General features: G+C 37.4%; 20 protein-coding genes. 11 read left to right on the top strand and 9 right to left on the bottom strand.

Features of this window, described 5'->3' with window-relative positions:
- The 3 genes from JP39_RS05665 to JP39_RS05655 form a co-directional block, all read right to left on the bottom strand.
- Entirely contained in the window at window positions 1-873 is an 873-nt protein-coding gene (locus JP39_RS05665) for a metallophosphoesterase family protein (RefSeq protein ID WP_041501608.1), read from the bottom strand.
- Between the two features lie 431 nt (window positions 874-1,304).
- Window positions 1,305-3,095: a DNA helicase RecQ gene (recQ, locus tag JP39_RS05660; RefSeq protein WP_041501609.1), complete on the bottom strand. Its 1,791-nt coding sequence runs from the start codon at window positions 3,093-3,095 to the stop codon at window positions 1,305-1,307.
- A 101-nt stretch (window positions 3,096-3,196) separates the two neighbouring features.
- Complete coding sequence (locus JP39_RS05655; RefSeq protein WP_425393757.1) at window positions 3,197-3,688, bottom strand: methylated-DNA--[protein]-cysteine S-methyltransferase; 492 nt, start codon at window positions 3,686-3,688, stop codon at window positions 3,197-3,199.
- A 78-nt stretch (window positions 3,689-3,766) separates the two neighbouring features.
- Between JP39_RS05655 and JP39_RS05650 the strand changes: the two genes are divergently transcribed.
- From JP39_RS05650 to JP39_RS05615, 8 genes are all read left to right on the top strand, one after another.
- Window positions 3,767-4,321: a bifunctional transcriptional activator/DNA repair enzyme AdaA gene (locus JP39_RS05650; RefSeq protein WP_041501611.1), complete on the top strand. Its 555-nt coding sequence runs from the start codon at window positions 3,767-3,769 to the stop codon at window positions 4,319-4,321.
- 234 nt (window positions 4,322-4,555) lie between these two features.
- Complete coding sequence (locus JP39_RS05645) at window positions 4,556-5,035, top strand: PTS sugar transporter subunit IIA (RefSeq protein WP_041501612.1); 480 nt, start codon at window positions 4,556-4,558, stop codon at window positions 5,033-5,035.
- 93 nt (window positions 5,036-5,128) lie between these two features.
- Window positions 5,129-5,956 carry a site-specific integrase gene (locus tag JP39_RS05640; RefSeq protein ID WP_041501613.1) on the top strand — a complete coding sequence of 276 codons (828 nt, stop codon included), beginning with the start codon at window positions 5,129-5,131 and terminating at the stop codon, window positions 5,954-5,956.
- 14 nt (window positions 5,957-5,970) lie between these two features.
- A complete protein-coding gene (locus JP39_RS05635; protein ID WP_041501614.1) occupies window positions 5,971-6,540 on the top strand; it encodes an LOG family protein in 570 nt (189 codons plus the stop codon).
- A 430-nt stretch (window positions 6,541-6,970) separates the two neighbouring features.
- Complete coding sequence (locus tag JP39_RS05630) at window positions 6,971-8,173, top strand: betaine/proline/choline family ABC transporter ATP-binding protein (RefSeq protein WP_041501615.1); 1,203 nt, start codon at window positions 6,971-6,973, stop codon at window positions 8,171-8,173.
- Window positions 8,170-8,805 (top strand): ABC transporter permease, encoded by a 636-nt coding sequence (locus tag JP39_RS05625; RefSeq protein WP_041501616.1) that lies wholly within the window; start codon window positions 8,170-8,172, stop codon window positions 8,803-8,805. The genes JP39_RS05630 and JP39_RS05625 overlap by 4 nt, the downstream gene beginning before the upstream one ends.
- A 2-nt stretch (window positions 8,806-8,807) precedes the next feature.
- On the top strand, window positions 8,808-9,734 hold the full coding sequence (locus tag JP39_RS05620; RefSeq protein ID WP_041501617.1) for an osmoprotectant ABC transporter substrate-binding protein: 927 nt from the start codon (window positions 8,808-8,810) through the stop codon (window positions 9,732-9,734).
- Complete coding sequence (locus tag JP39_RS05615) at window positions 9,734-10,396, top strand: ABC transporter permease (RefSeq protein WP_041501618.1); 663 nt, start codon at window positions 9,734-9,736, stop codon at window positions 10,394-10,396. Before JP39_RS05620 ends, JP39_RS05615 begins: the two co-directional genes overlap by 1 nt.
- 204 nt (window positions 10,397-10,600) lie before the next feature.
- On the opposite strand, the gene rbsU is transcribed toward JP39_RS05615, so the two are convergent.
- The 5 genes from rbsU to parE all read right to left on the bottom strand — a co-directional run bounded on the left by rbsU (window position 10,601) and on the right by parE (window position 18,294).
- On the bottom strand, window positions 10,601-11,491 hold the full coding sequence (gene rbsU / locus JP39_RS05610; RefSeq protein ID WP_041501619.1) for a ribose/proton symporter RbsU: 891 nt from the start codon (window positions 11,489-11,491) through the stop codon (window positions 10,601-10,603).
- A gap of 331 nt (window positions 11,492-11,822) precedes the next feature.
- Complete coding sequence (locus tag JP39_RS05605; RefSeq protein ID WP_041501620.1) at window positions 11,823-12,761, bottom strand: manganese-dependent inorganic pyrophosphatase; 939 nt, start codon at window positions 12,759-12,761, stop codon at window positions 11,823-11,825.
- Between the two features lie 24 nt (window positions 12,762-12,785).
- Window positions 12,786-13,745, bottom strand: a complete 960-nt coding sequence (locus JP39_RS05600; RefSeq protein WP_082330653.1) for a LysR family transcriptional regulator — start codon at window positions 13,743-13,745, stop codon at window positions 12,786-12,788.
- 93 nt (window positions 13,746-13,838) lie between these two features.
- Window positions 13,839-16,280: a DNA topoisomerase IV subunit A gene (gene parC / locus JP39_RS05595; protein ID WP_137619779.1), complete on the bottom strand. Its 2,442-nt coding sequence runs from the start codon at window positions 16,278-16,280 to the stop codon at window positions 13,839-13,841.
- A gap of 10 nt (window positions 16,281-16,290) precedes the next feature.
- Window positions 16,291-18,294, bottom strand: a complete 2,004-nt coding sequence (gene parE, locus JP39_RS05590) for a DNA topoisomerase IV subunit B (protein ID WP_041501622.1) — start codon at window positions 18,292-18,294, stop codon at window positions 16,291-16,293.
- 208 nt (window positions 18,295-18,502) lie between these two features.
- On the opposite strand from parE, the gene plsY reads away from it, so the two are divergent.
- Together plsY and JP39_RS05580 are read left to right on the top strand one after the other, a co-directional pair.
- Window positions 18,503-19,135: a glycerol-3-phosphate 1-O-acyltransferase PlsY gene (plsY, locus tag JP39_RS05585; RefSeq protein WP_041501623.1), complete on the top strand. Its 633-nt coding sequence runs from the start codon at window positions 18,503-18,505 to the stop codon at window positions 19,133-19,135.
- A 246-nt stretch (window positions 19,136-19,381) separates the two neighbouring features.
- Window positions 19,382-20,083 carry a DUF3862 domain-containing protein gene (locus JP39_RS05580; RefSeq protein ID WP_048698971.1) on the top strand — a complete coding sequence of 234 codons (702 nt, stop codon included), beginning with the start codon at window positions 19,382-19,384 and terminating at the stop codon, window positions 20,081-20,083.
- A gap of 74 nt (window positions 20,084-20,157) precedes the next feature.
- On the opposite strand, the gene JP39_RS05575 is transcribed toward JP39_RS05580, so the two are convergent.
- A complete protein-coding gene (locus JP39_RS05575) occupies window positions 20,158-20,820 on the bottom strand; it encodes a Fic family protein (protein ID WP_041501624.1) in 663 nt (220 codons plus the stop codon).
- A 233-nt stretch (window positions 20,821-21,053) separates the two neighbouring features.
- Between JP39_RS05575 and JP39_RS05570 the strand changes: the two genes are divergently transcribed.
- Complete coding sequence (locus tag JP39_RS05570) at window positions 21,054-22,022, top strand: hypothetical protein (protein WP_041501625.1); 969 nt, start codon at window positions 21,054-21,056, stop codon at window positions 22,020-22,022.
- Window positions 22,023-22,050 lie beyond the last annotated feature (28 nt).

The raw sequence follows: 22,050 nt of genomic DNA, 5'->3' as shown, positions 1-22,050 counted from the left end.
TTACATATTTTTACCAAAGAGGGCTATTTTATTAATGTATTTTAAAGCATCCGTTCGATAATCATATTTGTCGATAATCTTATTCAGCGCTGCATCATTATGTGTGAATGCTTTGCCGTCCGTGAAGATTTTTTTATACAACTCAATGAATGGCAAATTATTTGCTGCTGCAAAGTCTAACTCATCTTTAATTGAATAAGAAACTTTTCTGAAGTCAATCTCACCGTAACCAGTATCATCAAAAGTTATAATCGTGTACTGAGCGCGTCTGTCAGCACTCAAATTGGACCAAGCTGTATATGGTTGGCCAATTGAACCAGGATTAATGATTAATTGATCATTGCTGCTAGTTCTAAATACTTGATGATGCGTATGACCATAAATTGCCATATCATAATCGTTATATGGCTTACTAAACAGTAATTTATCGAAATTTTCCTGTTTCTCATATGGTAACAGCTCGTGACCATAGTTCTTAGACGGATAATTATGTGCTAAAAGGATTTTAAGACCGCTCAGAGACGTCTCTGAAGCAATAGGCCAATCCTTGATTTGCTGAAGGTATTTAGGATCAAGGTGATTAGTAACATACTTGATTAACTCAATAATATAGGGCGTTTGAGGCTCTTGAAGGTATTCTTTACCAATTGAGACGATGTCCTCAAATAGGAAATTGTCCCAATTACCACGGATCATTTGGGTAGTATTAACGGAATTTAGGAGTTTCATAATTGAGTTAGTCCCAGGTCCAGGCATCAAAAGGTCGCCAAGAAGCCAATATTCAGAGACATTTTGCTCCTCAGCGTCATTAATTACACTGCGAAAGGCGGAGTAGTTGCCATGAATATCTGATATGAGTGCTACCTTTTTCATAATTTACCCCCTCTTTGGTCCCTGCTTGTTTTGCAGGGCTTTTTTGTTATTTTAATACGTTTTAATTTTACTCTTTTTTGAAATTTCCGGTTTGTTTCTTTGATTTTGTTTTTTTATTTATATGTTTTCGTAAAACATTTTATTTAAACTAAAATTATCAACAAATAAAATCATTTTCTCCACTAACATGTGTCAATTTATTGCCCACTTTCACTTGTTTAGTCCATGAACTCATCGACAAACAATCACAGAACTCACTTCTCAGCACTCACCTAACCTATTAAATGCCACTTTTAACGGTATAACACCCTATCCCAACGATTTCAGGCCCACTCTAGACGCTGTCATACCAGTCTTTTGGATTTTTACTACTGCTCTACTCTATTTACGCAAATAACAATAAAAAAATAGTCAATTATTTAACTGACTATTTACTGCGTTGCCTGATAAGTTTTTATTTCTTCAATAAAACTTTCACCATACTCTTCTAGCTTAACCTTTCCTACTCCACTTACTGCCAAGAATTCATTACTATTTGTAGGAATACGAACACACATATCCTTTAAGGTCTTATCGGAGAAAATCATGAATGGTGGTAAAGCCTGCTTTCTAGCAAACTCTAAACGTAATCCACGCAACTTTTCGAATAAATTGACGTCAAAACTTCCATCAGCAACCATTGATTTACTTGGTGCAACATGATTAACGTCACGCTTCTTCGCAACATTGATCTTACCTTTGAGAACGTCGGCTCCCTTTTTAGACAATAACAGAGTAGGGTATTCTCCCCCGCTGCTGCGTAAAAAGCCATTAGCCGAGAGAAATTCAATTAAACGACTTGTTTCTTTCAAAGTTTTATCTTTAAAAATACCGAATGTCGATAGTTTCTCAAAGTGTCGCCAATCATCAGCCACATCATCTTTACCAACTAATACTCGAGTCGTAACTTTCTTACCATATCTCTGCCCCATACGTACAATGCAGCTGAGTACCTTCTGAGCATCCGCGGTAACGTCGACAACTTCACGATCATCAAGACAGTTAGAACAACGCCCACAGACATCAGTATTCTTCTCACCAAAGTAATCCAGAATAAATTTCATCAGACAAGTTTCAGTTTCAGCATAACGACTCATTTCAAACAATTTATTCTTCAAACTGAGTTTATACTGGTCATCACCTAATGATTTATCGATAAAGAACTGATGTAAACGCAGGTCAGCTGGCGTATACAGTAAAATTGCTTCAGCTGGTAGGCCATCACGTCCAGCACGACCGACTTCTTGATAATAGCTCTCAATTGTCCCAGGAATGGTGAAATGTAGCACATAGCGAACGTTGGTCTTATTGATCCCCATTCCAAAGGCATTAGTCGCCACAATCACATTGATTCGATCGAAAAGAAAGTCCTCTTGTTGCTGATGACGTTCTTTATCACTCAAACCAGCATGATAACGTCCGACTAGAACATCATTTTCCTTGAGAAATTGATAAATATTGTCAACATCTTCCCGCCGGCCTGCATAAATGATTCCAGACTCATCAATATGAGCTTTGACGTAATTCAGAATATACTCCGACTTATCAACACCTCGCTCAATTTTGAGCGCTAGATTATCACGATCAAAGCCTGTTTTAACGATATTTTCTTCAGGAATATCCAGAATCTTAGCCAAATCATCTTGAACTTGTTCAGTTGCTGTCGCCGTCAAAGCTAACCAGGCAATATCACCGGGCAACTGTTGCAACGGACCGACCATTTTCAAATAACTATTTCTGAAATCGTGTCCCCAAGACGACAGTACATGGGCTTCGTCAATTGCAATCAAGGAGATATCTAATCCTGACAGCCAACTGAAAAATTCATCGTCAACAATCTTTTCAGGCGCAACAAATAACAGTTTAACTGCCCCACTTTCGATATAGCGCATCCGTTCCTCACGGTCATGCCATTCAACGGTGCTATTCAAGTAGGTTGCAGGAATACCAGCTTCAATTAAACTGTCAACTTGGTCTTTCATCAAAGAAATCAATGGCGATACAACTAGGGTCAAGCCTGACAAAATGGTTGCAGGCAATTGGTAACAAATCGACTTTCCACCACCAGTAGGCATAATCCCCATTGCCTTTTTACCGGCCATGACTTTTTCAATCAACTCTTTTTGACCAGGTCTAAAAGTATCGTACCCGAATTCATCTTTTAAGATGGTCTCTAATTTCAAGCTAAAAACTCCTCATTTGTCTAAAATATTATAGATAAATCATATCACAAATACCTAATCATCCCTTATATTTTAAAGTACGAAAAGAAACCCAGTTTTCTTTAATTATTTTGCTCTAATTTCAATAAAGCTTGTTTCATCCCAAGGCCACCACGATAACCACCTAATTTTCCCGACTTAGTAAGTACCCTGTGACACGGAATAACCATCAGTAGTGGATTTTTGCCAATAGCTGTCCCAACGGCTCGACTTGCTTTCGGACGTCCAATACTTTGCGCAATCTCCGTATAGTTTGTTACCGTTCCATAGGGAATACTTTGCAATGTTTTCCAAACGTCTTCCTGAAATGGTGTACCTGTAATGTCAATCGACAAATCAAATTGTTGTCTTGTCCCATTCAAATATTCAGTAAGCTGTTCTACGTAGGGTCTTACCTGATCAATACTATCGACTAATTGGCAGTCGTAAAATTCACGCAGCTCGTCAATACCTTTATCTCTAGATCCAACAAATGCTAAGCCTTTATACGTAGCACCAATCAAATATTTATGCTCAGCAATCAAAAAAACATGATAATAAATTTTCTTCATAATTATTCACCAACTTTTATGTAGTCTTATTATATGCTAAGATTCACTTAAAAATCTTGCATTCTAATTCGAGGTCAGCTTATGAAACATCCCTTAACAAACTCTAGATGGAACGCCTTAGTCAACAATGACCAATCTAAGGATGGCCAGTTCTTCTATGGTGTCACGACAACTAAGATATTCTGTAAACCATCTTGTCATTCCAAAGTACCTAATAAAGAAAACGTGGTTATCTTTAAGACTGCTGCAGAGGCTCTATCAGCTAACTTTCGTCCTTGTAAGAGATGTCAACCGACTGGTTCTACTCCCAATGAGCTCTGGATTGAACAGATCAAACAGTATTTAGCACATAACTTTCAACGTGAGCTGTCATTAGATGCTATTGCCACAGACTGTCACGGTAGCGTATCTAACTTACAACGAACCTTCAAGAGTTTAACTGGTACCAGTCCTACCCAATATTTAACGACAATACGCTTAAAGCACAGTCAAGAATTGCTCAAGAATACTGATTATTCAATCAAAACGATTGCTACTCGATGTGGTTTTAACAGTGATACGTACTTCAACACGCTCTTTAAAAGACATTTTCAGCAAACACCTTTAGAATACCGGACTTCCTATACCGCACGATAGGATGGTAGCCCTTGCAAAATACCATATTTTATCTATAATTGTATTAACGCATAAAATGTAAGCGCATTAGCAATTTAAAATCGTGGTTTTGGTTCACAATGACAATTTCGAAATCGTTCTTTGAGAAATACCACAGTATCATTTGATCACAGTGGCTTCAATTTAAACTTTTCTAGCGTCAAAGAAATCATTTGTCACCGAGGATTGCTAAGTATTTCAAGGAGGAAGAATAAAATGGGGTTGTTCTCTAGAAAAAAGGTTGACGAATTCGTTGCTCCAGCTAAGGGCGAACTAATTCATTTGGATAAGGTCAGTGATCCAGTTTTCTCACAAAAACTCATGGGAGATGGCTTTGCTGTTAATCCTAGTGCTAATGAAATCGTTGCTCCAATCGGCGGAGTTATCGGCACTGTTTTCCCAACGAAGCATGCTTTGATGATCACTAGTGACCACGGCTTGGAAGTAATGCTACACTTGGGTATCGATACAGTTGAACTAAAAGGTAAGCCTTTTGAAGTCTTCGTTAATGAAGGCGATACTGTCAAAACTGGCCAAAAGCTAGCAACTATGGACTTACAACAAATTAAAGATTCTGGCAAAGATACATCTATTATGGCTATCATTACCAATTCTGATGCTGTTAAAAATATGGGTGACTTTGACGAAAAAGCCGTTGATACTGGCGATGATGTCCTTAAAATTGATGTGAAATAAGTTAAATTCTCAGAGTTAGGGGTCTTCCCTAGCTCTTTTTTTACCCCAAAGTTTTCAAAATGTATAATAGATATAATAAAAGGAGGTTTTCACATGGTAAAGATTCCTTACTTAACTGGTTTTGACGCATACTTGAAGACCAGACACATTTCACCCAAGGCACATACAGAATATATGAACTCCTTGACTGATTTTTTTAACTACACGATTCAACACAATGACGACTATAAAATCACCGAGGATATCAAAGATGTTCACGAGATGGACGTGCATTTATTTAAAGATTTTATGATTGAGAACCTGCAATTATCAGCCAGTACAATCAATAAAGTCATCAGTAATCTCAACGTCTACTTCAAATACCTCTTCAGCGTTAAGAAAACACCCGAGATTCCCACTTTAAACGTCAACAGTGTCACTGTACCGAAGCAATCGGACTTCCCTGTAGCGGTCTTTTTAAAGCTCTCGGACTATTTAAAGTCTGACCTCAGTATCTACACCCGCTTACTGATTCTTATCATCGCCAAAGGTTTTAACTATAAAGAAGCCATGGCCCCCGATTTTTATCATAAATTCAACCAGATACAATTTAACGAAGATGAAGAACAGTTCTTAAATTTATACAAAACATACATCGAACCATATCGCTCATATTGGAATAATGATAATCTATTTTTAAGTCGTAATCGCGGAGCAAACACACCTTTGCTGACTGTACCAGCTATTCATCGTGACCTGAAGCGAGATAGTGAGGCAACTAATTTGGACTTAGCGCCCAAGAAGCTCTACACAACCTTTATCCTCTTGGCTTTAAGTACACATGACTTATCTGCTGATCAGCAACGTGCACTCGATGCGTTAGATACACCTTCGTTGATGTATTACCGTCGTCTAAAGCGTGAGACAAATTTTGATATATAAAAGAAAGTGAAATTATGGAAAATATTGCAGTTTATTGTGGTGCAGCCACAGGTAATGATGAAATTTATTCACTCGGTGCTAAAAAATTGGGCCAATGGATTGTTGAAAATAACTATGGATTAACATATGGTGGCGGTCGTTACGGATTAATGGGCATTGTTGCTAATAGTGTTTTAGAAAATGACGGCTACGTTCACGGTATTATTACTAAAGAATTAGCCAATCGTGAGCTTTCACATAATACCCTATCCAAATTGGATATCGTCTCTGACATGTCACAACGTAAACAAGCTATGTTGGATGATTCAGTCGCTAATATTGCCTTGCCAGGTGGTCCTGGAACCTTGGAAGAAATCTCTGAAGCCTTCTCCTGGACGATCGTTGGCGATAGTACCAATCCATGTATTTTCTACAATGTTGACCACTATTATGACGAATTGGCAAGTTTCTTCGACTCCATGACGGCTAAAGGCTTCATGGAAGAAAGTACCCGTAAAACTTTGCTATTCAGCGATTCTTTGCCTGAAATTGGTAAATTTATTAAAGCTTATACGCCACCAACATTAAGAAACTACACCAAATAATTGAGCATATTATTTAACTAGTATTTAAAAAGGAGTTATATTCTAACCGTCAGATAGATAGAAGCTACCTGACGAAATATACTCCTTAGATATACATGAAAATGTGATTTTCTCATTAATACTACGTAAAATAAATATCCTCCCAATTTTGTATAGTTAATAAAATAGACCAATTAAATTTAAAAACTCTCTGATATAAAAATTAAAGAAATAGAGCTGATAGGCAACTTGCCTGTGGCTCTATTTTTTTGTCTAGCCAACGAATATCATCCCCAATTAATACAAAACGCTCTAAAAAGATAAATTTACTGACTTTGTTGTTATAGTTGCGTTTGACAACCACTTTTGGCATGAAAACATTCACCGATTTTTGAATTAGTCTCGGTATCATTGTACTATAGCTAATGTTAATCACTTTATAGGAGGATTTATGCAGACCGCGAAAGAAATAATTTCATTTCAAGATGTAGCAAAAAATTACCGTGGCGGCAATGATGCCGTCGAGAATATAAATATAACGATTAATGAGGGGGAATTCGTCTGTCTAATTGGGACATCTGGTTCCGGAAAAACTACAACGATGAGAATGATCAATCGCATGATAGAACCTAGTCGTGGAAAGATTATTTTTAAGGGCAAAAATCTTAAATCATATGACCCAGTTAAATTACGTCGCACTATCGGTTATGTTATTCAAAATAATGGACTAATGCCTCACATGACCATCAAAGATAATATTACTTTGGTTCCTAAACTACTTAAGTGGCCACAGGCTAAAATGGATCGTAAGGCAAAAGAATTAATTAAACTGGCTGAGTTGCCAGAAAGCTATTTAGAACGTTATCCAGCTGAACTATCTGGTGGGCAGCAGCAAAGAATTGGTGTTGTCAGAGCTCTAGCAGCTGATCAAGATATCATTTTAATGGATGAACCATTTGGTGCCCTTGATCCTATCACTAGAGATGATCTACAAGAACTGGTCAAACACCTTCAAGAAGAACTTGGTAAGACGATTATCTTCGTTACCCACGATATGGATGAAGCTTTAAAGCTTGCTACCCACATTGTTATTATGGATAGCGGCAATATCATTCAAGATGATACACCGGATAATATCTTACAGCATCCCGCTTCTGACTTTGTCAAAGACCTATTAGGTGAGGAGCGTTTACTCCAAGCTCAACAAAATACTCTTTCAGTCAGTGACATCATGTCGAAAGATCCAGCAAAGATTACTCTTGGTCAATCATTAGCTGAAGCAATTCGTGAAATGAGTGTCAAACATACCGATACCCTATTAGTTACGGATGATAATAACAAGCTCAAGGGATATATCGATCTAGAGACCATAAACGACCGCTACTCAAAATATTCGAACGTCTCGGACATTTACCTACCAAATCGTTTTAAGGTCAAGACAACGTCATATCTGCGTGATACAAGTGAACATATTTTGAAGCAAGGATACAAATATGTCCCTGTAATCGACGATGACAACAATTTAATTGGAATCGTTACCCGAGCCTCACTAGTCAATATCATTTATGACGCCATCTGGGGTAGTGAAGAATTAGATAATCCTGAAGGTATCAAACTACCTGATTCAATTGCAAAGGAGAGTGATAATGCATGATTACCTTTCTGAACCAGCATGGCTCTGAATTAATAATCAAAACCTGGGAACAAATTTATATCTCAGCTTTCGCCATTATCCTCGGAATTATTGTTGCGGTTCCTCTTGGCATTATCTTGACTCGCTACGACAAAACAGCTAAGTATGTCATGTCTATCTCAGGGATGCTCCAAACGATTCCTTCCTTAGCATTGCTAGCTTTGATGATTCCAATCTTTGGTATCGGAAAAGTTCCAGCCATTGTGGCCCTATTCATCTACTCATTGTTGCCAATTTTACGTAATACTTATATTGGTATGAAAAAGGTCAACAAGAATCTTTTAGACGCTGCCAGAGGCCTAGGAATGACCACGATGCAGTCCATTTTTAAAGTTGAAATCCCTATGTCCATGCCTATTATAATGTCTGGTATCAGGCTCTCAACTGTTTATGTAATTTCTTGGTCTACTTTGGCATCATACATCGGTGCCGGTGGATTAGGTGATTTCATCTTTAACGGACTAAATCTTTACAACCCTAGCCTTATCATTGGTGGTACAATTCCAGTTACCATTTTGGCGATTCTTGCCGATTATCTATTAGGATTATTCGAAAAAAGAGTTACACCAAAAACTAAACGTAGTGAGGTGTAATTATGAAGAAAACATTTAAAAAAGTCTTTACCCTCATATCGCTCATGACCATGTTGTTTGTTTCTGGTTGTGGATGGCCCGGATTAGGCTCTGGCACAAAAGATACTATTCGTGTAGCTAGCCTTTCAACCACGGAATCGATGATTATGTCCGAAATAATCATGGAACTTATTTCACACGAAACTGACTACCATACTGAAATCGTCAATAATCTAGGTTCCAATCAATTAGTCCATGCTGCTTTAATGCGTAATAACGCTGATATCGCTGCTGAAAACTTTACTGGTGATGAGTTAATTGCCACTTTGAAACATAAGCCAATCAAGAATCGGACGAAAGCTAATCGAACCGTTAAACGATTATATAAAAAAGAATTCGATCAAACTTGGTTTCCAACGTATGGATTTGCCAATACGTATAATATGTTGGTAACGCAAAAAATTGCTCGAAAATATAACTTACATAATATCAGTGATTTGAAAAAGATTGCTCCAAACATGAATATCGGTGCTGATAACATTTGGATAAATCGTCCTGATGATGGTTATCCAGCTTTCTCTGACACTTATGGATTCACTTTCAAGCGAGTTTATCCAATGCAAGTTGGACTAGTGTATTCAGCCGTTGCTGCTGGTAAGATGTCGGCTGTTCTGGGATATTCCACCGATGGTCGTATCAAGAGTTACAACTTGAAGATACTTCCTGACAACAAGCATTTCTTCCCACCATATGACACTAGTATGGTCGTCAATAATAGCTTGTTACGTAAACATCCTGAACTAAAACCTTTACTTCATCGTTTGGACGGCAAGATTTCTCTATCTCAAATGCAAACGATGAATTACGAAGTCGATAATAATCTCCGAGAACCGGCAGATGTCGCTCATGAATTCTTACAAAAAAACAACTATTTCAGAGGTGAAAAATAATGGCTGATCAGCCGCTATGGAGACAATTAATTTTTTATTTTACGCACAATGGAATATATATCCTACAACAGTTTTGTCGACATTTCTTAATTTCATTCTATGGTGTCCTAATTGCGGTCATAATTGGGATCCCGCTAGGAATATACATCGCTAATCATTATAAACTTGGCAGCTTCATTATTAGTATCGCCAACGTCATCCAAACAGTCCCTTCCCTAGCCATGTTATCAATTATCATGCTAGTGCTTGGCTTAGGACCTAATACCGTCATTGTCACGATTTTTCTATACTCATTACTACCTATCTTGAAAAATACTTACACGGGGATGCGCAATGTTGACCCCCATGTTATCGATTCTGCACGAGGTATGGGAATGACTAAAATACAGCTACTGTACTTAGTCAAACTGCCACTGGCCATGTCAGTTATCATGTCCGGTATTCGTACTGCGATGGTTGTTGCTATTGGTAATACAGCTATTGGTTCCTTCGTTGGAGCTGGTGGCTTAGGAGATTTAATCATCCGGGGGACTAACGCTACCGATGGTGCACCATTGATTCTTGCTGGTGCCTTACCTACTGCCTTAATGGCGGTTATTACCGATTTATTAATTGGCCTTTTGCAGAAATACTTTGAACCCACTAATTATATGAAGAAATAAATTTCAAACATCTTTGAGAAGAACAGAAATGTTCTTCTTTTTTTTAACTATTTTTGTCTTATGTATGCAGCATTAAACGTGCAACAAGACTTAACTTTTTTCCGCTTAAACCAAATATGGACTGTAATCCGATTTTGGATTACAGTCCATATTTGCCTTAATGCTCGAAAGTTGACCATGTTTTGTCACACTCTCGTAAGTAAATTATAGTAAAGTCGTAACGCTACCAGCAATTACAACTAGAACTAAACCAGCTAAGATAAAGCCCATTTCTTTTTTAGTTTTCTTTTCATGCAAGATGTAAATTCCACCAAGTGTGGCAATAACAACGTTCATCTGTGAAAGGATAAAGCCTGTTGCTAATCCATTAACGGATGGTCTAGCTGAAATCAAGTATGTCAAGGCCGCAAAAGCAAAGAATAAACCACTAATGATGTTAGTGTATGAACTCTTAGTCTTAAATGGCTTTTCAGCACGATTACCTTTTGTAGCAATTGCAAAGACAGTTGCAACTACTGCCATACCTAGAGCTTGTGGCAAGAAAGCAGAAAATCCACTGACGCTAACTGCTTGTGGGAAGGCTGAGTAACCAAGGTAGCCAATTTCCGCACAGGCAACTAATAACACACCTTTGACAGCATTCATACCGCCATCTTCTTTTGGCAACTTCTTCTCGCTATACGTTGTCAACCAAACACCGAAGATAATCAAAATGATAGCTGAGAAACCAATTAATTTAGCATTACCTGTTGCCCATTCCCCAAGGACAATAACACTCCAAAGTGAAGCTCCAACTAATTGGAAGCCAGTTGATACTGGCATGGTTCTGGAAACTCCCATTTCCGCGAAAGCATAAAATACTAGGATCTGACCCGCTGACCAGAACACACCTGATAAGAAGGTAAATAGAAAGGCTTTGCCGGACAACATTGGTGTCTGACGAACTAAGGCAACGACAATAGCAAAAAGCAAAGTACCATACGTTGTTCCCAATATTTGGTTAACAGGCTTTCCGCCGAATTTACCGGTTAAGATTGGGAATAGTCCCCATCCAATCATTGGCATAAGGCCAATTAACAGATTTAATGCATTCATTAATTAAAACTCCCTTTTTAAAACACTCGAATTAAAACCAATTGGACTCACCAAAGTAAAATTGGTTTTGGACAATGCAAGTATTATATCAGAAACACGAATACGTTTTCAAGATTTACATAATATTTATTGCTCATCTTTCACTGATTATTCTTCTGATTTCTCAACCAGCCTTCTGACAGTCAACTACATAATATTATCTTAGACCAATGACACCAATAGAAATAGCAAATTTCGACGAAAGTTCAAAAAAATAAGCCTCCATTTTTTAATAAAATGGGAGGCTTATTTTTTACAAAGCGTCTATGAAAGTGTTTTCAAAGATAATTAATTAGTCAAATTGTTCTGTTAGTGGAGGAACAACTTGCTTCTTACGTGATACAACACCAGGCAATGCAGCCTTGTTGTCTGAAACCTTAGTATTAAGAGCTGTTTCAAACTTAGCAATGGCGTCATCTGCACCGATAATAATACCAGTTGTGTCACTTGTAAGGATGTTAGTGATCAAGAGTACGAACAAGCCGTAACCATTCTTGTCATTTTCAGCCTTGATATCCTTAACAAAGTCGCTTTCGCGCTTCAAAGTATCATTAACATCAACTGTGTTAACTTGGGCAACACGTACACTTGTACCATTCATATCAAAACTCTTGGCATCCATGTCAATAAGTTCTTGAGTTGTCTTGCTGTCTAAGTTAGTACCAGCTTTCAACATTTCAAGACCATATGATTCGTAGTCGATACCAGCAGTTTCAGATAGGCTCTTCAAAGCAGCACGATCTTCGTCAGTAGTTGTAGGTGATTTCAATAGCAATGTATCTGAAATGATTGATGAAGCCATGATAGCAGCAATTTGGCCAGGAACTTCAACATCATCTTCAAGGTACATCTTCCAGATAATTGTACTTACACAACCAACTGGTTCAGCACGGTAATATAGTGGCAATTTAGTTTCAAAGTTAGCAATACGGTGGTGATCAACAACGTGTGTAACTTCAACATCATCGATGTCAGAAACACTTTGTTGTCTTTCATTGTGGTCAACAAGCATAACTTTTTTAACTTCACCATTGATAGCTGAGATGATACGTGGGTACTTAACGTTGAAGTGATCGTAAACGAACTTTGTTTCTAGGTTTGGTTCACCTAAAGCAACGGCTTCTGTGTTAAAACCTAATTGATTTTGTAGATATGAATAAGCAATAGCTGCTGAAACAGCATCTGTATCAGGATTCTTGTGTCCAAATACTAATTCTTTTTCCTTTGGCATGTGTACTATACCCCTTTATAAAATTTATCTAGAAGATTTAAGACGATCAATATAACTTACTTTATCTAAGAAGTTATCCCACTCACTCAAGAATTCCTCAATTCGTGGAATCTTCTCTTTGTCTTCCCGATATACAAATGATAAATCACTTGATATGGCTGGTTCAAGTGGTGTTTGATAAAGTTTAAACATTGATCGGTGCGCAATGCAAAAACTCAATGGTAGAACTGTATAAACGTCCTCTGACTCTTGTGCAAACTTCAAAAGTTGATAAGGTGATGAGAATCTAGCAACAACTTGGGGTGAATCAACCAGTGCATCCCTGAGTCGTTCTCGCAATAACTCTGAAAAATAATAAGTCTTCAGATAAGTGGCCCAAGGTTTACTAATAGCATCCTTGTAACAGACTGATTCTTTTCGACTAAATTTCTCGTTATTGTGAATCAACATAATATTATCACTGATGATCTTTTTAGACTTGTAAATTTTCCAACTCTTGATATTTTTATCAGGCAAATACATGATAGCCATATCAATTTGGTTATTTTGGATATTATCCCAGAGTTCTTTACGTGTCAAAAGGTTCAGATCAATCACAACATTAGGATTGATACGGTTATATTCAACAATGAAATCTTCAATTACGATTGATTCAGCCGTTGAAAGTAAGCCAATGCTGATTGTACCGCTCTTTTCTGAAGAAGCTTGTTGAATATGATCAGTCACATTATTGATCAAATCAAACATTTGATGTGTTGCCTTGAGTAGTGACGTTCCAGCATCAGTTAGATAGATTTTCTTACCAACACTGTAAAACAACGGTGCACCAACGACACGTTCGATTTTTTTAATCTGCTGTGTCAAAGCCGGCTGGGTAATACCCAATAATTGCGCCGTTTTCGTATAACTCATATTTTTAGTTAGTTCGTCAAAGTAATTTAAAGCTTTGGAGCTAAAGACCCTTCTTGATTTTTCGTCCAGCAATAAAAGAATCCTCCTAGGTATTTGTGAAGTAAAAAATAATATATTCAATAAGTTAATAATACTATATTAACTTAAACTATGCTGTTTATATCATTATTTTTCTTCAATTTCTTTCACAAATCTCACTGGATTACCATCAGTTGCTGGGTCCATGATAAAGGATCCGTTAGAATAGCGATCTGTACTCTGATGACTTGCTCGATCAATCTCAATTTCTTTATTTGTATCGGTAATAATTGAAATATCCATTTCGTTTGAAATATTAGTTACAAGCATGATGCGATGTGGCTGACGTTTCAACTCACGTAACGTCAAGACACCACGACGAGCACGACTTGTAACAGGAATTTCTGATAATTTCATTTGTTTATATGAACCACGTTGCGTTAAAACAGCAATCTTGTCATTTTCATCTGTTGCCATAAAGTAACCAGCAATTTCATCGTCATCTTTGAGACTGACAAATTTAACACCAATGGCTTTACCACTGACAACTGGTACTTCTGTGATTGGAAAGGCTGAGGCATATGAATGTTTTGTAAAGACATAAATCAAGTTGCTTGCGTCCTTTGGAACATAATAAACATTCATTACTCGAGCATCAGCACTCTTTAACTTGCAATACTTCGAAGCACGAGACTTGTATGTCCGTCCTGGCAAAAGATCACTGAAAGCAACTTGTTTGATGTAATTCTCAGCTGTAGCAGCTAAGAAATTACCAGTCTCTTTCAAGTCCTTGAAGACAAAGGCTTTTAGAATTGACTCGTCAGCATCCAAACCAATCTCTTGGGATAAATGCGAACCCATATCTTTCCAACGACTATCTTCAATTTCAAAGATTTGGCGATAGATTAAATTACCTTTGTCAGTAAAGATAAACAGGTGATCCAATGTATTGACGTTTTGATCAATGATTGGATAATCTTCATCCTTTAGACCGTTATTATCGCCCGTAGATGCTTGATAAGAACGCAAGCTACTACGTTTAACATAACCATCATGACTGACGAGCAAACGAACATCTTCACTGGCAACCATGACACGAGTATCAACTTCAATTTCTTGAACCTTATCCTCAATCTTAGTCCGACGGTTATCGGCATAGTTGTCACGAACTTCTTTGATTTCTTTTTTAATAACTTTCATCAAAGTAGCGTGATCATCAATGATTTTGTTCAATGATGTGATTTGGCTTCTGAGGCCTTTATCTTCTTTTTGCAAATCAGTAACGTCAGTATTAGTTAAACGATAAAGCTGTAAGGAAACAATGGCTTCTGCTTGTTCTTCGGTAAATTGATATTCCTTTACCAAATTATTCTTGGCATCAGACTTGTTCTTACTACCACGGATAGTCTTAATCACTTTATCAAGAATTGACAAAGCCTTGATCAAACCTTCAACAATGTGCAAACGTTTCTTAGCTTTAGCCATATCAAATTGACTACGACGTAAGACGACGTCTTCTTGGTGTTTAATATATTCCTTCAGGATTTGAACTAAACCGACCTGTTGAGGACGCATGTCAGCAATGGCAACCATGTTAAAGTTGTAAGAAATCTGCAAATCGGTGTTTTTGAAGAGGTAATTTAGAATACCATTGGCGTCTACATCCCGCTTCAATTCAACAACAATCGACAATCCTTGACGGTCACTTTCATCACGAACTTCAGCGATACCATCAACACGCTTCAAGACACGCATTTCATCCATCTTTTTAACTAACAGTGCTTTATTAACTTCATAAGGGATTTCAGTAATCACGATTTGTGACTTGTGACCACGTAGCTCTTGAATATTGGTCTTAGATCTCAAGTAGACCTTTCCACGACCAGTACGGTAAGCATCCCTGATACCATCTTTACCCTGTAAGATACCACCAGTTGGAAAATCAGGACCCTTAACGATTTGCATGAGTTCTTCCAAAGTAACATCCGGCTTATCAATCATCTTGATTGTGGCATCAATGACTTCGCCTAAGTTATGTGGTGGAATCTCTGTCGCATAACCGGCAGAAATACCAGTTGCACCGTTAACTAATAAGTTAGGAAAACGTGCTGGTAAAACCTTTGGTTCCTTTTCGGTATCATCAAAATTCCATTCTTCATCAACAGTCTCTTTGTTGATATCACGTAACATTTCACCAGAAATCTTACTTAAACGTGCTTCGGTATAACGCATAGCAGCAGGTGGATCACCATCCATTGAACCGTTGTTACCGTGCATTTCAATTAAGGGATTACGTAACTTCCAGTCTTGCGACAAACGAACCATAGCTTCATAAATTGATGAATCACCATGGGGATGGAAATTACCCATGACGTTACCAACACCTTTGGCAGACTTTCTAAAGCCTTTGTCATAAGTATTGCCATCCAAAAACATTGAATACAAAATTCTTCGTTGAACCGGTTTTAAACCATCACGAATGTCTGGTAAAGCTCGCTCTTGAATAATTGATTTTGAATATCTCGCAAATCGATCTCCCATGATTTTTTCGAGCGAGATATCTTGAATTTTAGGAGAATTTTCAGTCACTATTTATCACCTATTCCTTATTCAATAAATCGTCAACGATTTTACTATCGATGGGGTCAGTCTCATCATCGACTTTTTCCAAAATATTGTCCCCTTCTTCGGTACCATTGAAACGAACATTATTTTCGATCCAGTCACGACGTGGCTTAACTTTATCACCCATCAATGTAGTTACTCGACGTTCAGCTAACGCTGCATCATCGATATTAACTCTGATCAAAATACGATTTTCTGGATCCATAGTTGTCTTCCATAATTGATCGGCATTCATTTCACCAAGACCTTTGAATCGTTGCAGGTCATATCCTTTACCCATTTGCTTAATTCCTGCTTGTAATTCATCAGGAGTCCAAGCGTACTTAATTTGAGTCTTAGCACCCTTACCTTTTTGAAGCTTGTAAAGTGGTGACAAGGCAATGTAAACATGTCCTGACTCAACTAATGGACGCATGTAGCGATAGAAGAAGGTCAACAACAAGATTTGGATATGTGAACCATCATCATCGGCATCAGTCATGATAATAACTTTGTCATAGTTACGGTCTTCAAGTTTAAAGTCCGCTCCTACACCAGCACCAATCGTATAGATCATCGTATTGATTTCTTCGTTCTTGTAAATATCTTCAAGTTTAGCTTTTTGAGTATTTAAAACCTTACCACGTAATGGCAAGATAGCTTGGAACTTTCGATCACGGCCTTGCTTAGCAGAACCACCGGCAGAATCACCCTCGACTAAGAATAGTTCATTCTTATCTGAGTTCTTTGATTGAGCAGGTGTCAACTTACCAGACAATAGACCATCAGTCTTCTTGTTCTTCTTACCACTACGAGTGCTCTCACGCGCTTTTCTAGCGGCATCTCGAGCTTCACGAGCCTTCAAAGCCTTTTTAACTAACATCTGAGCTTGCTCACCATTCTCTAGCAAGTAGAAACTCATTTGTTCGTAAACTAGTTGATCCACAGCAGAACGTGCTTGAGGAGTACCTAGCTTACCTTTAGTTTGACCTTCAAATTGAAGAATTTCTTCAGGAATACGCACGGAAATAATAGCTGAGAGCCCTTCACGGACATCACTACCCTCGAGGTTCTTACTATTTTCCTTCAATAAGCCAACTTTACGAGCATAGTCGTTGAAAGCTTTTGTTAAACCAGACTTCATTCCGGCTTCGTGCGTCCCACCATCAGCAGTACGAACATTATTAACGAAGGAGATAATATTTTCAGAATAACCATCGTTGTATTGACCGGAGAACTCGATTTCGATTTGGGAATTCTCACCTTCGATATAGAAGATGCCACCAAGTGTATCTTTGTCCTCGTTCAAATACTTAACGAATGATTGAATCCCATCTTCATAATGGAAAACATCCTGTTTCTCTTCTTCGCCACGTTTGTCAGTGATAGTGAACTTAACACCCTTGAGCAAGAATGCTGACTCACGCAAACGTTCGGCTAAGGTGTCATAATTAAACTTTGTTGTCTGAAAAATAGTCTTATCAGGCTTAAAGCTAATTGTTGTTCCGCTACCTTCTTTGGTAGTACCAGTCTTCTTCAAGGTTCCAACTGGGTGACCACCATTCTCAAAGCGTTCTTCATAAACTTTGCCGTCACGAACAACACGAACTGTCATCCACTCTGACAAAGCATTAACAACTGATGAACCTACACCGTGCAGACCACCAGACGTTTTGTAACTATTTTCTGAGAATTTACCACCAGCATGAAGTACTGTTAGGATAACTTCAATCGTTGGCTTACCAGAAGCATGCATCCCTGTTGGCATCCCACGTCCATGGTCAACTACCGTAATGCTGCTATCTTTGTTGATTGTGACATTGATCTCTTTACCAAATCCTGATAAAGCTTCATCGACCGCATTATCAACGATTTCATAGACAAGGTGATGTAATCCACGTGAATCAGTGGAACCAATGTACATACCAGGTCTTTTTCGTACAGCTTCTAATCCTTCAAGGATTTGAATTGACGAATCATCATAAGATGATTTTGGCATTTATATCATTCCTTTTCATTTACTACAAATCCGATATTCTAGTATTATAACACTATCAACGATATACGAATATACGTTCGTATTCAAGAGAAATCTTTTAATTTCAGGTAAAATAGTGGATAATGTCTAGGTTGGTATTTATAATTCTTGTTAAAACACCATAGAGTTACAATATACCAAAAAATAAAGCTGAGAGAGTGATTTTTTAATGAAACTTCTCATTTGTGTAATTTTAGCCTACCTAATTGGCTCATTTCCAACCGCTTATATAATAGCAAAAGTATTTTTCCACAAAAATATTTTTGAATACGGGAGTGGAAATGTCGGAACAACTAACGCTTACCGAGTTCTTGGTAAAGTCGCTGGAACAGTCGTTTTAGTGATCGATATCTTAAAAGGAACTCTGGGTGCATTAATGCCCGTCTTCTTTGGGCTAAATCGTCATCTAATTCTTTTCGTCGGAATCTGTGCCGTTATTGGACACTGTTACTCAATTTTCTTGAAATTCCGAGGTGGTAAAGCCGTTGCCACTAGTGCTGGTATCTTGCTCGCCTATAATCCCCTACTTTTCGTGATTTGCTTTATCGTTCTAGCTTCAATCGTTTATATCACAAGTATGGTCAGTGTAGCTAGTCTTACAACCGTTCTATTCTTTACGATTGCGACACTATTCTTACACGATTGGATCCTAACAGCTGTCGCTGCAATTGTTACTGTCATTATTTATTATCGTCATATTCCTAATATCAAGCGACTTTTGAAGGGTCAAGAAAACCTCGTCCCAATTGGATTACGGTACAAAAAGCAACAACGCGAAGCTCAAGAAAAAACTCATAAGTAATTTTTCTAGTTCATAATCGATTGATTATGGGCTTTTTTTTATCCACGCTGAATTGCACATAAAAAGCACATATCACAAGTTACATCAGATTTATTATTCACGAAAATGAACTATCAAAAAAAGTTCTCAAAAAAAGCTGAAATAAAATATAAAATAATCGTAAAAATTTGCTTATAAAAGTCATATCATTCTCTGTTACTGATAGAATAATAGTAAAGCGTTATCAATTCGGGGAGGGGGTCGATTATGGACTTTAACAATAATTTGCCTACAAGAGCGGAATTTCGCCGTTCTTTAAAACATAAAAAGAAACATTTTTATAAACGGTGGTGGTTTTGGACTATCATCGTAATTCTTTTACTAGCTGGTGGTGGCATCGGCGGGATGAAAATGACTAAAACTGGTCCATTCAGTCAAACTACTAAGGTTTCGAAGTCAAAGAAAACTACTAAAAAGAAAGTAGCCAAGAAGCCTGGCGTTACATTTGCCCAATACAGCGGTATTTTTCTCAACGAAACTAGTGGTACACCAATCAAAACTGTTCAACGATTACTTGGAAGGCCATCTTCGACATCCACTTCAACAGCCAATAATGCTAAAACTGAAGTCAATACTTGGAATAACATCGAAAATGGTGAACTTGGATCAAGTCTGAAAGTTACCTTTGCTAATGGTCATGCGATTGCTAAAGCCATCAGTGGTCTCAAAGCTGTTCGTTCTGAGAAATTAGGTCTGGATGCTTATAGTTCGGTTCAAAATGGTATGGAAGAAAGTACTGTCCTAACTAACGTCGGCAAGCCTAACGGTTATAGCGAGTCATTCAGTTCTGACAAGACATCTAAGAGCTTTACGTACTCTTCTGGTGTATCTGGTAGTACTGGAGCTAACTTCGTTGTTAACTTCACTAATGGAACTGTCAGCGGTAAGAGTCAGACAGGAATGAAATAATTCAAAAAAGAGTTGATGTCGTTATCAACTCTTTTTTTTACGCTCTTAAAAATGAATTAGTTGTTTAGGATATTTTAACGATCAATCCCATAAATACAATTATCATATGTCCACCGTAATATTACGGTCATATCGTTGCTATTATAATAAGCTGAAAGCAGTTCATTGAATTCTTCCATCTGCTGCTCATTAATATTTAGAACGCCTAACCCATTTCTAATCATATAATAATTTGCAAATAAAATAGCCGTTCTCTTATTACCATCCCAGAAATATTGCTTTCGCATCATTTTGTACATCAGTTCAATGATATTTTGAGTTTTGGACTCAGATTCATTGTGAGTATACATATTTATGTCACTGATTAATTCTTCCTCAGTCGGTATTTTGGGTTCATAATCAACCCCACTGATTTGAATATTCCCAGTTCTTATAGCTACAGAATCAATATCATCATCCCTAGCAACTATTCCATTTATTTTCCTCACCAAATTATTATCAAATTTGTCAGTTGAGTTAATAACGTACTCCCAACCACGTTTCAAATTAACAATTACACCTATTGCTTCAATACTCACCCCTGAGACGCCCATACCTTCAACAATTGTTTTTGTTTGCGGCAATGTCGTATTAATACCTTCGAATTTAGAATTTGAATGTATTAATGCCACAAGATTTTTCTTGACTACAAAAGTATTTTCTTTAACTGTTAAATTATATTTATCAGCAAGCTTCATCTTCAATGCCCTTCCGAATAATTATCTATTTGATTCCAGTATATAAAAAGTTCTAATCCTTTAGACCATCAACAAGCCTTTATAGTAATTCTATTACTGACACAATTAAATCTTTCATAACGTCGAAAACCATATCTATTCAAACGTTTTCTATAGGTATTTTAAGGTTTTACGTTAGACGAGTCTAGACCACTTCCTTTAAAATAAAGTTAACTTATTTGAGGAGGTCAATCGTGATACAACCATCGGTGCCAGAATCACAGATCATTGGAATTTTAAATAACCTGAGAATAGTTTTTGATCGTGAACGAACATTTCCCAACCTAATAAGTAAAGCTGAGAATGTGCTATTACCAGTCGATTTTGCATTGAATATTAATGGTTTCCTGGCAATTATCGAATACAACGGTTCGCAGCACTATAAAGCTAAAAACAGCAGTACAGGCGCCCATGAGGCTTTAAGGCGACTTAGTTCCAATGGTACTGCTCGTTTAGATTACTGTAATAAGAACAACATTCCACTTTTAATAATTCATTACAAAGATAAAGACAGGCTGGTTAAAATTGTTTCTGATTTTATTGAGGATGTTAAAAACTCCCTCCATGGAACCACCAAATCCTACACCGCCCATACAAAGGGATATTTTAAAAACATCCCCTACGGTACTTTTGAAGACTCCCCTACTGGACCAATCAAACCGATTCAAGTTCACAAAGATGATACTTTAGGCTATATCAGCTTAAGTAATGACGCCATAGTTTGGACTAAAAAAGAACTCAATACTTTATTAGCTCGTATCAGGTCTTATGAAAATAAAGTTAACCAATATAAGAGCATTACTGCGGACTTAGTATTGACTATTGATTCATTGCAGCACGAATTGAAGCAAAAAGATGCTGAATTAAGCGAACAAGCCAATTCTGTAGCAGCTGAGTCAAACTCGGCTGTTATTACTACGCCTGAGCCCAAAATAAAATTAAAGCTTGTTGAAGACTCTAAGCCTATTGAAATTGAGACTCAAAAATTCAACGGTAACTTTAGAAAAACTAGCTCAACAAGAGGTCCACTAACAAATGAAGCAAGAATATTTATAAAATCACTATCAGAGCATCATGATACAGTCACTGAAATTCAGAAGTACCTCAAAGATAATTATCACGAAAGCGTCTCATTACCAACATTAAAAAAATGTCTGCTTTGAAATAATCAAAATGATAGCTAAAAAAGCT

The sequence above is a fragment of the Companilactobacillus heilongjiangensis genome (genome assembly GCF_000831645.3).
Taxonomy (GTDB): domain Bacteria; phylum Bacillota; class Bacilli; order Lactobacillales; family Lactobacillaceae; genus Companilactobacillus; species Companilactobacillus heilongjiangensis.
This window is presented reverse-complemented; position numbering and strand designations above follow the sequence as displayed.

Excerpts from the sequence above, each read along its gene's own strand:
- JP39_RS05580 (WP_048698971.1), top strand. The coding sequence starts at position 19,382 with ATGGACTTTAACAATAATTTGCCTACAAGAGCGGAATTTCGCCGTTCT.
- JP39_RS05605 (WP_041501620.1), bottom strand. The coding sequence starts at position 12,761 with ATGCCAAAGGAAAAAGAATTAGTATTTGGACACAAGAATCCTGATACA.
- JP39_RS05615 (WP_041501618.1), top strand. The coding sequence starts at position 9,734 with ATGGCTGATCAGCCGCTATGGAGACAATTAATTTTTTATTTTACGCAC.
- plsY (WP_041501623.1), top strand. The coding sequence starts at position 18,503 with ATGAAACTTCTCATTTGTGTAATTTTAGCCTACCTAATTGGCTCATTT.
- parE (WP_041501622.1), bottom strand. The coding sequence starts at position 18,294 with ATGCCAAAATCATCTTATGATGATTCGTCAATTCAAATCCTTGAAGGA.
- JP39_RS05640 (WP_041501613.1), top strand. The coding sequence starts at position 5,129 with ATGGTAAAGATTCCTTACTTAACTGGTTTTGACGCATACTTGAAGACC.
- JP39_RS05635 (WP_041501614.1), top strand. The coding sequence starts at position 5,971 with ATGGAAAATATTGCAGTTTATTGTGGTGCAGCCACAGGTAATGATGAA.
- JP39_RS05645 (WP_041501612.1), top strand. The coding sequence starts at position 4,556 with ATGGGGTTGTTCTCTAGAAAAAAGGTTGACGAATTCGTTGCTCCAGCT.
- JP39_RS05650 (WP_041501611.1), top strand. The coding sequence starts at position 3,767 with ATGAAACATCCCTTAACAAACTCTAGATGGAACGCCTTAGTCAACAAT.
- JP39_RS05630 (WP_041501615.1), top strand. The coding sequence starts at position 6,971 with ATGCAGACCGCGAAAGAAATAATTTCATTTCAAGATGTAGCAAAAAAT.
- JP39_RS05625 (WP_041501616.1), top strand. The coding sequence starts at position 8,170 with ATGATTACCTTTCTGAACCAGCATGGCTCTGAATTAATAATCAAAACC.
- JP39_RS05575 (WP_041501624.1), bottom strand. The coding sequence starts at position 20,820 with ATGAAGCTTGCTGATAAATATAATTTAACAGTTAAAGAAAATACTTTT.
- JP39_RS05620 (WP_041501617.1), top strand. The coding sequence starts at position 8,808 with ATGAAGAAAACATTTAAAAAAGTCTTTACCCTCATATCGCTCATGACC.
- JP39_RS05665 (WP_041501608.1), bottom strand. The coding sequence starts at position 873 with ATGAAAAAGGTAGCACTCATATCAGATATTCATGGCAACTACTCCGCC.
- rbsU (WP_041501619.1), bottom strand. The coding sequence starts at position 11,491 with ATGAATGCATTAAATCTGTTAATTGGCCTTATGCCAATGATTGGATGG.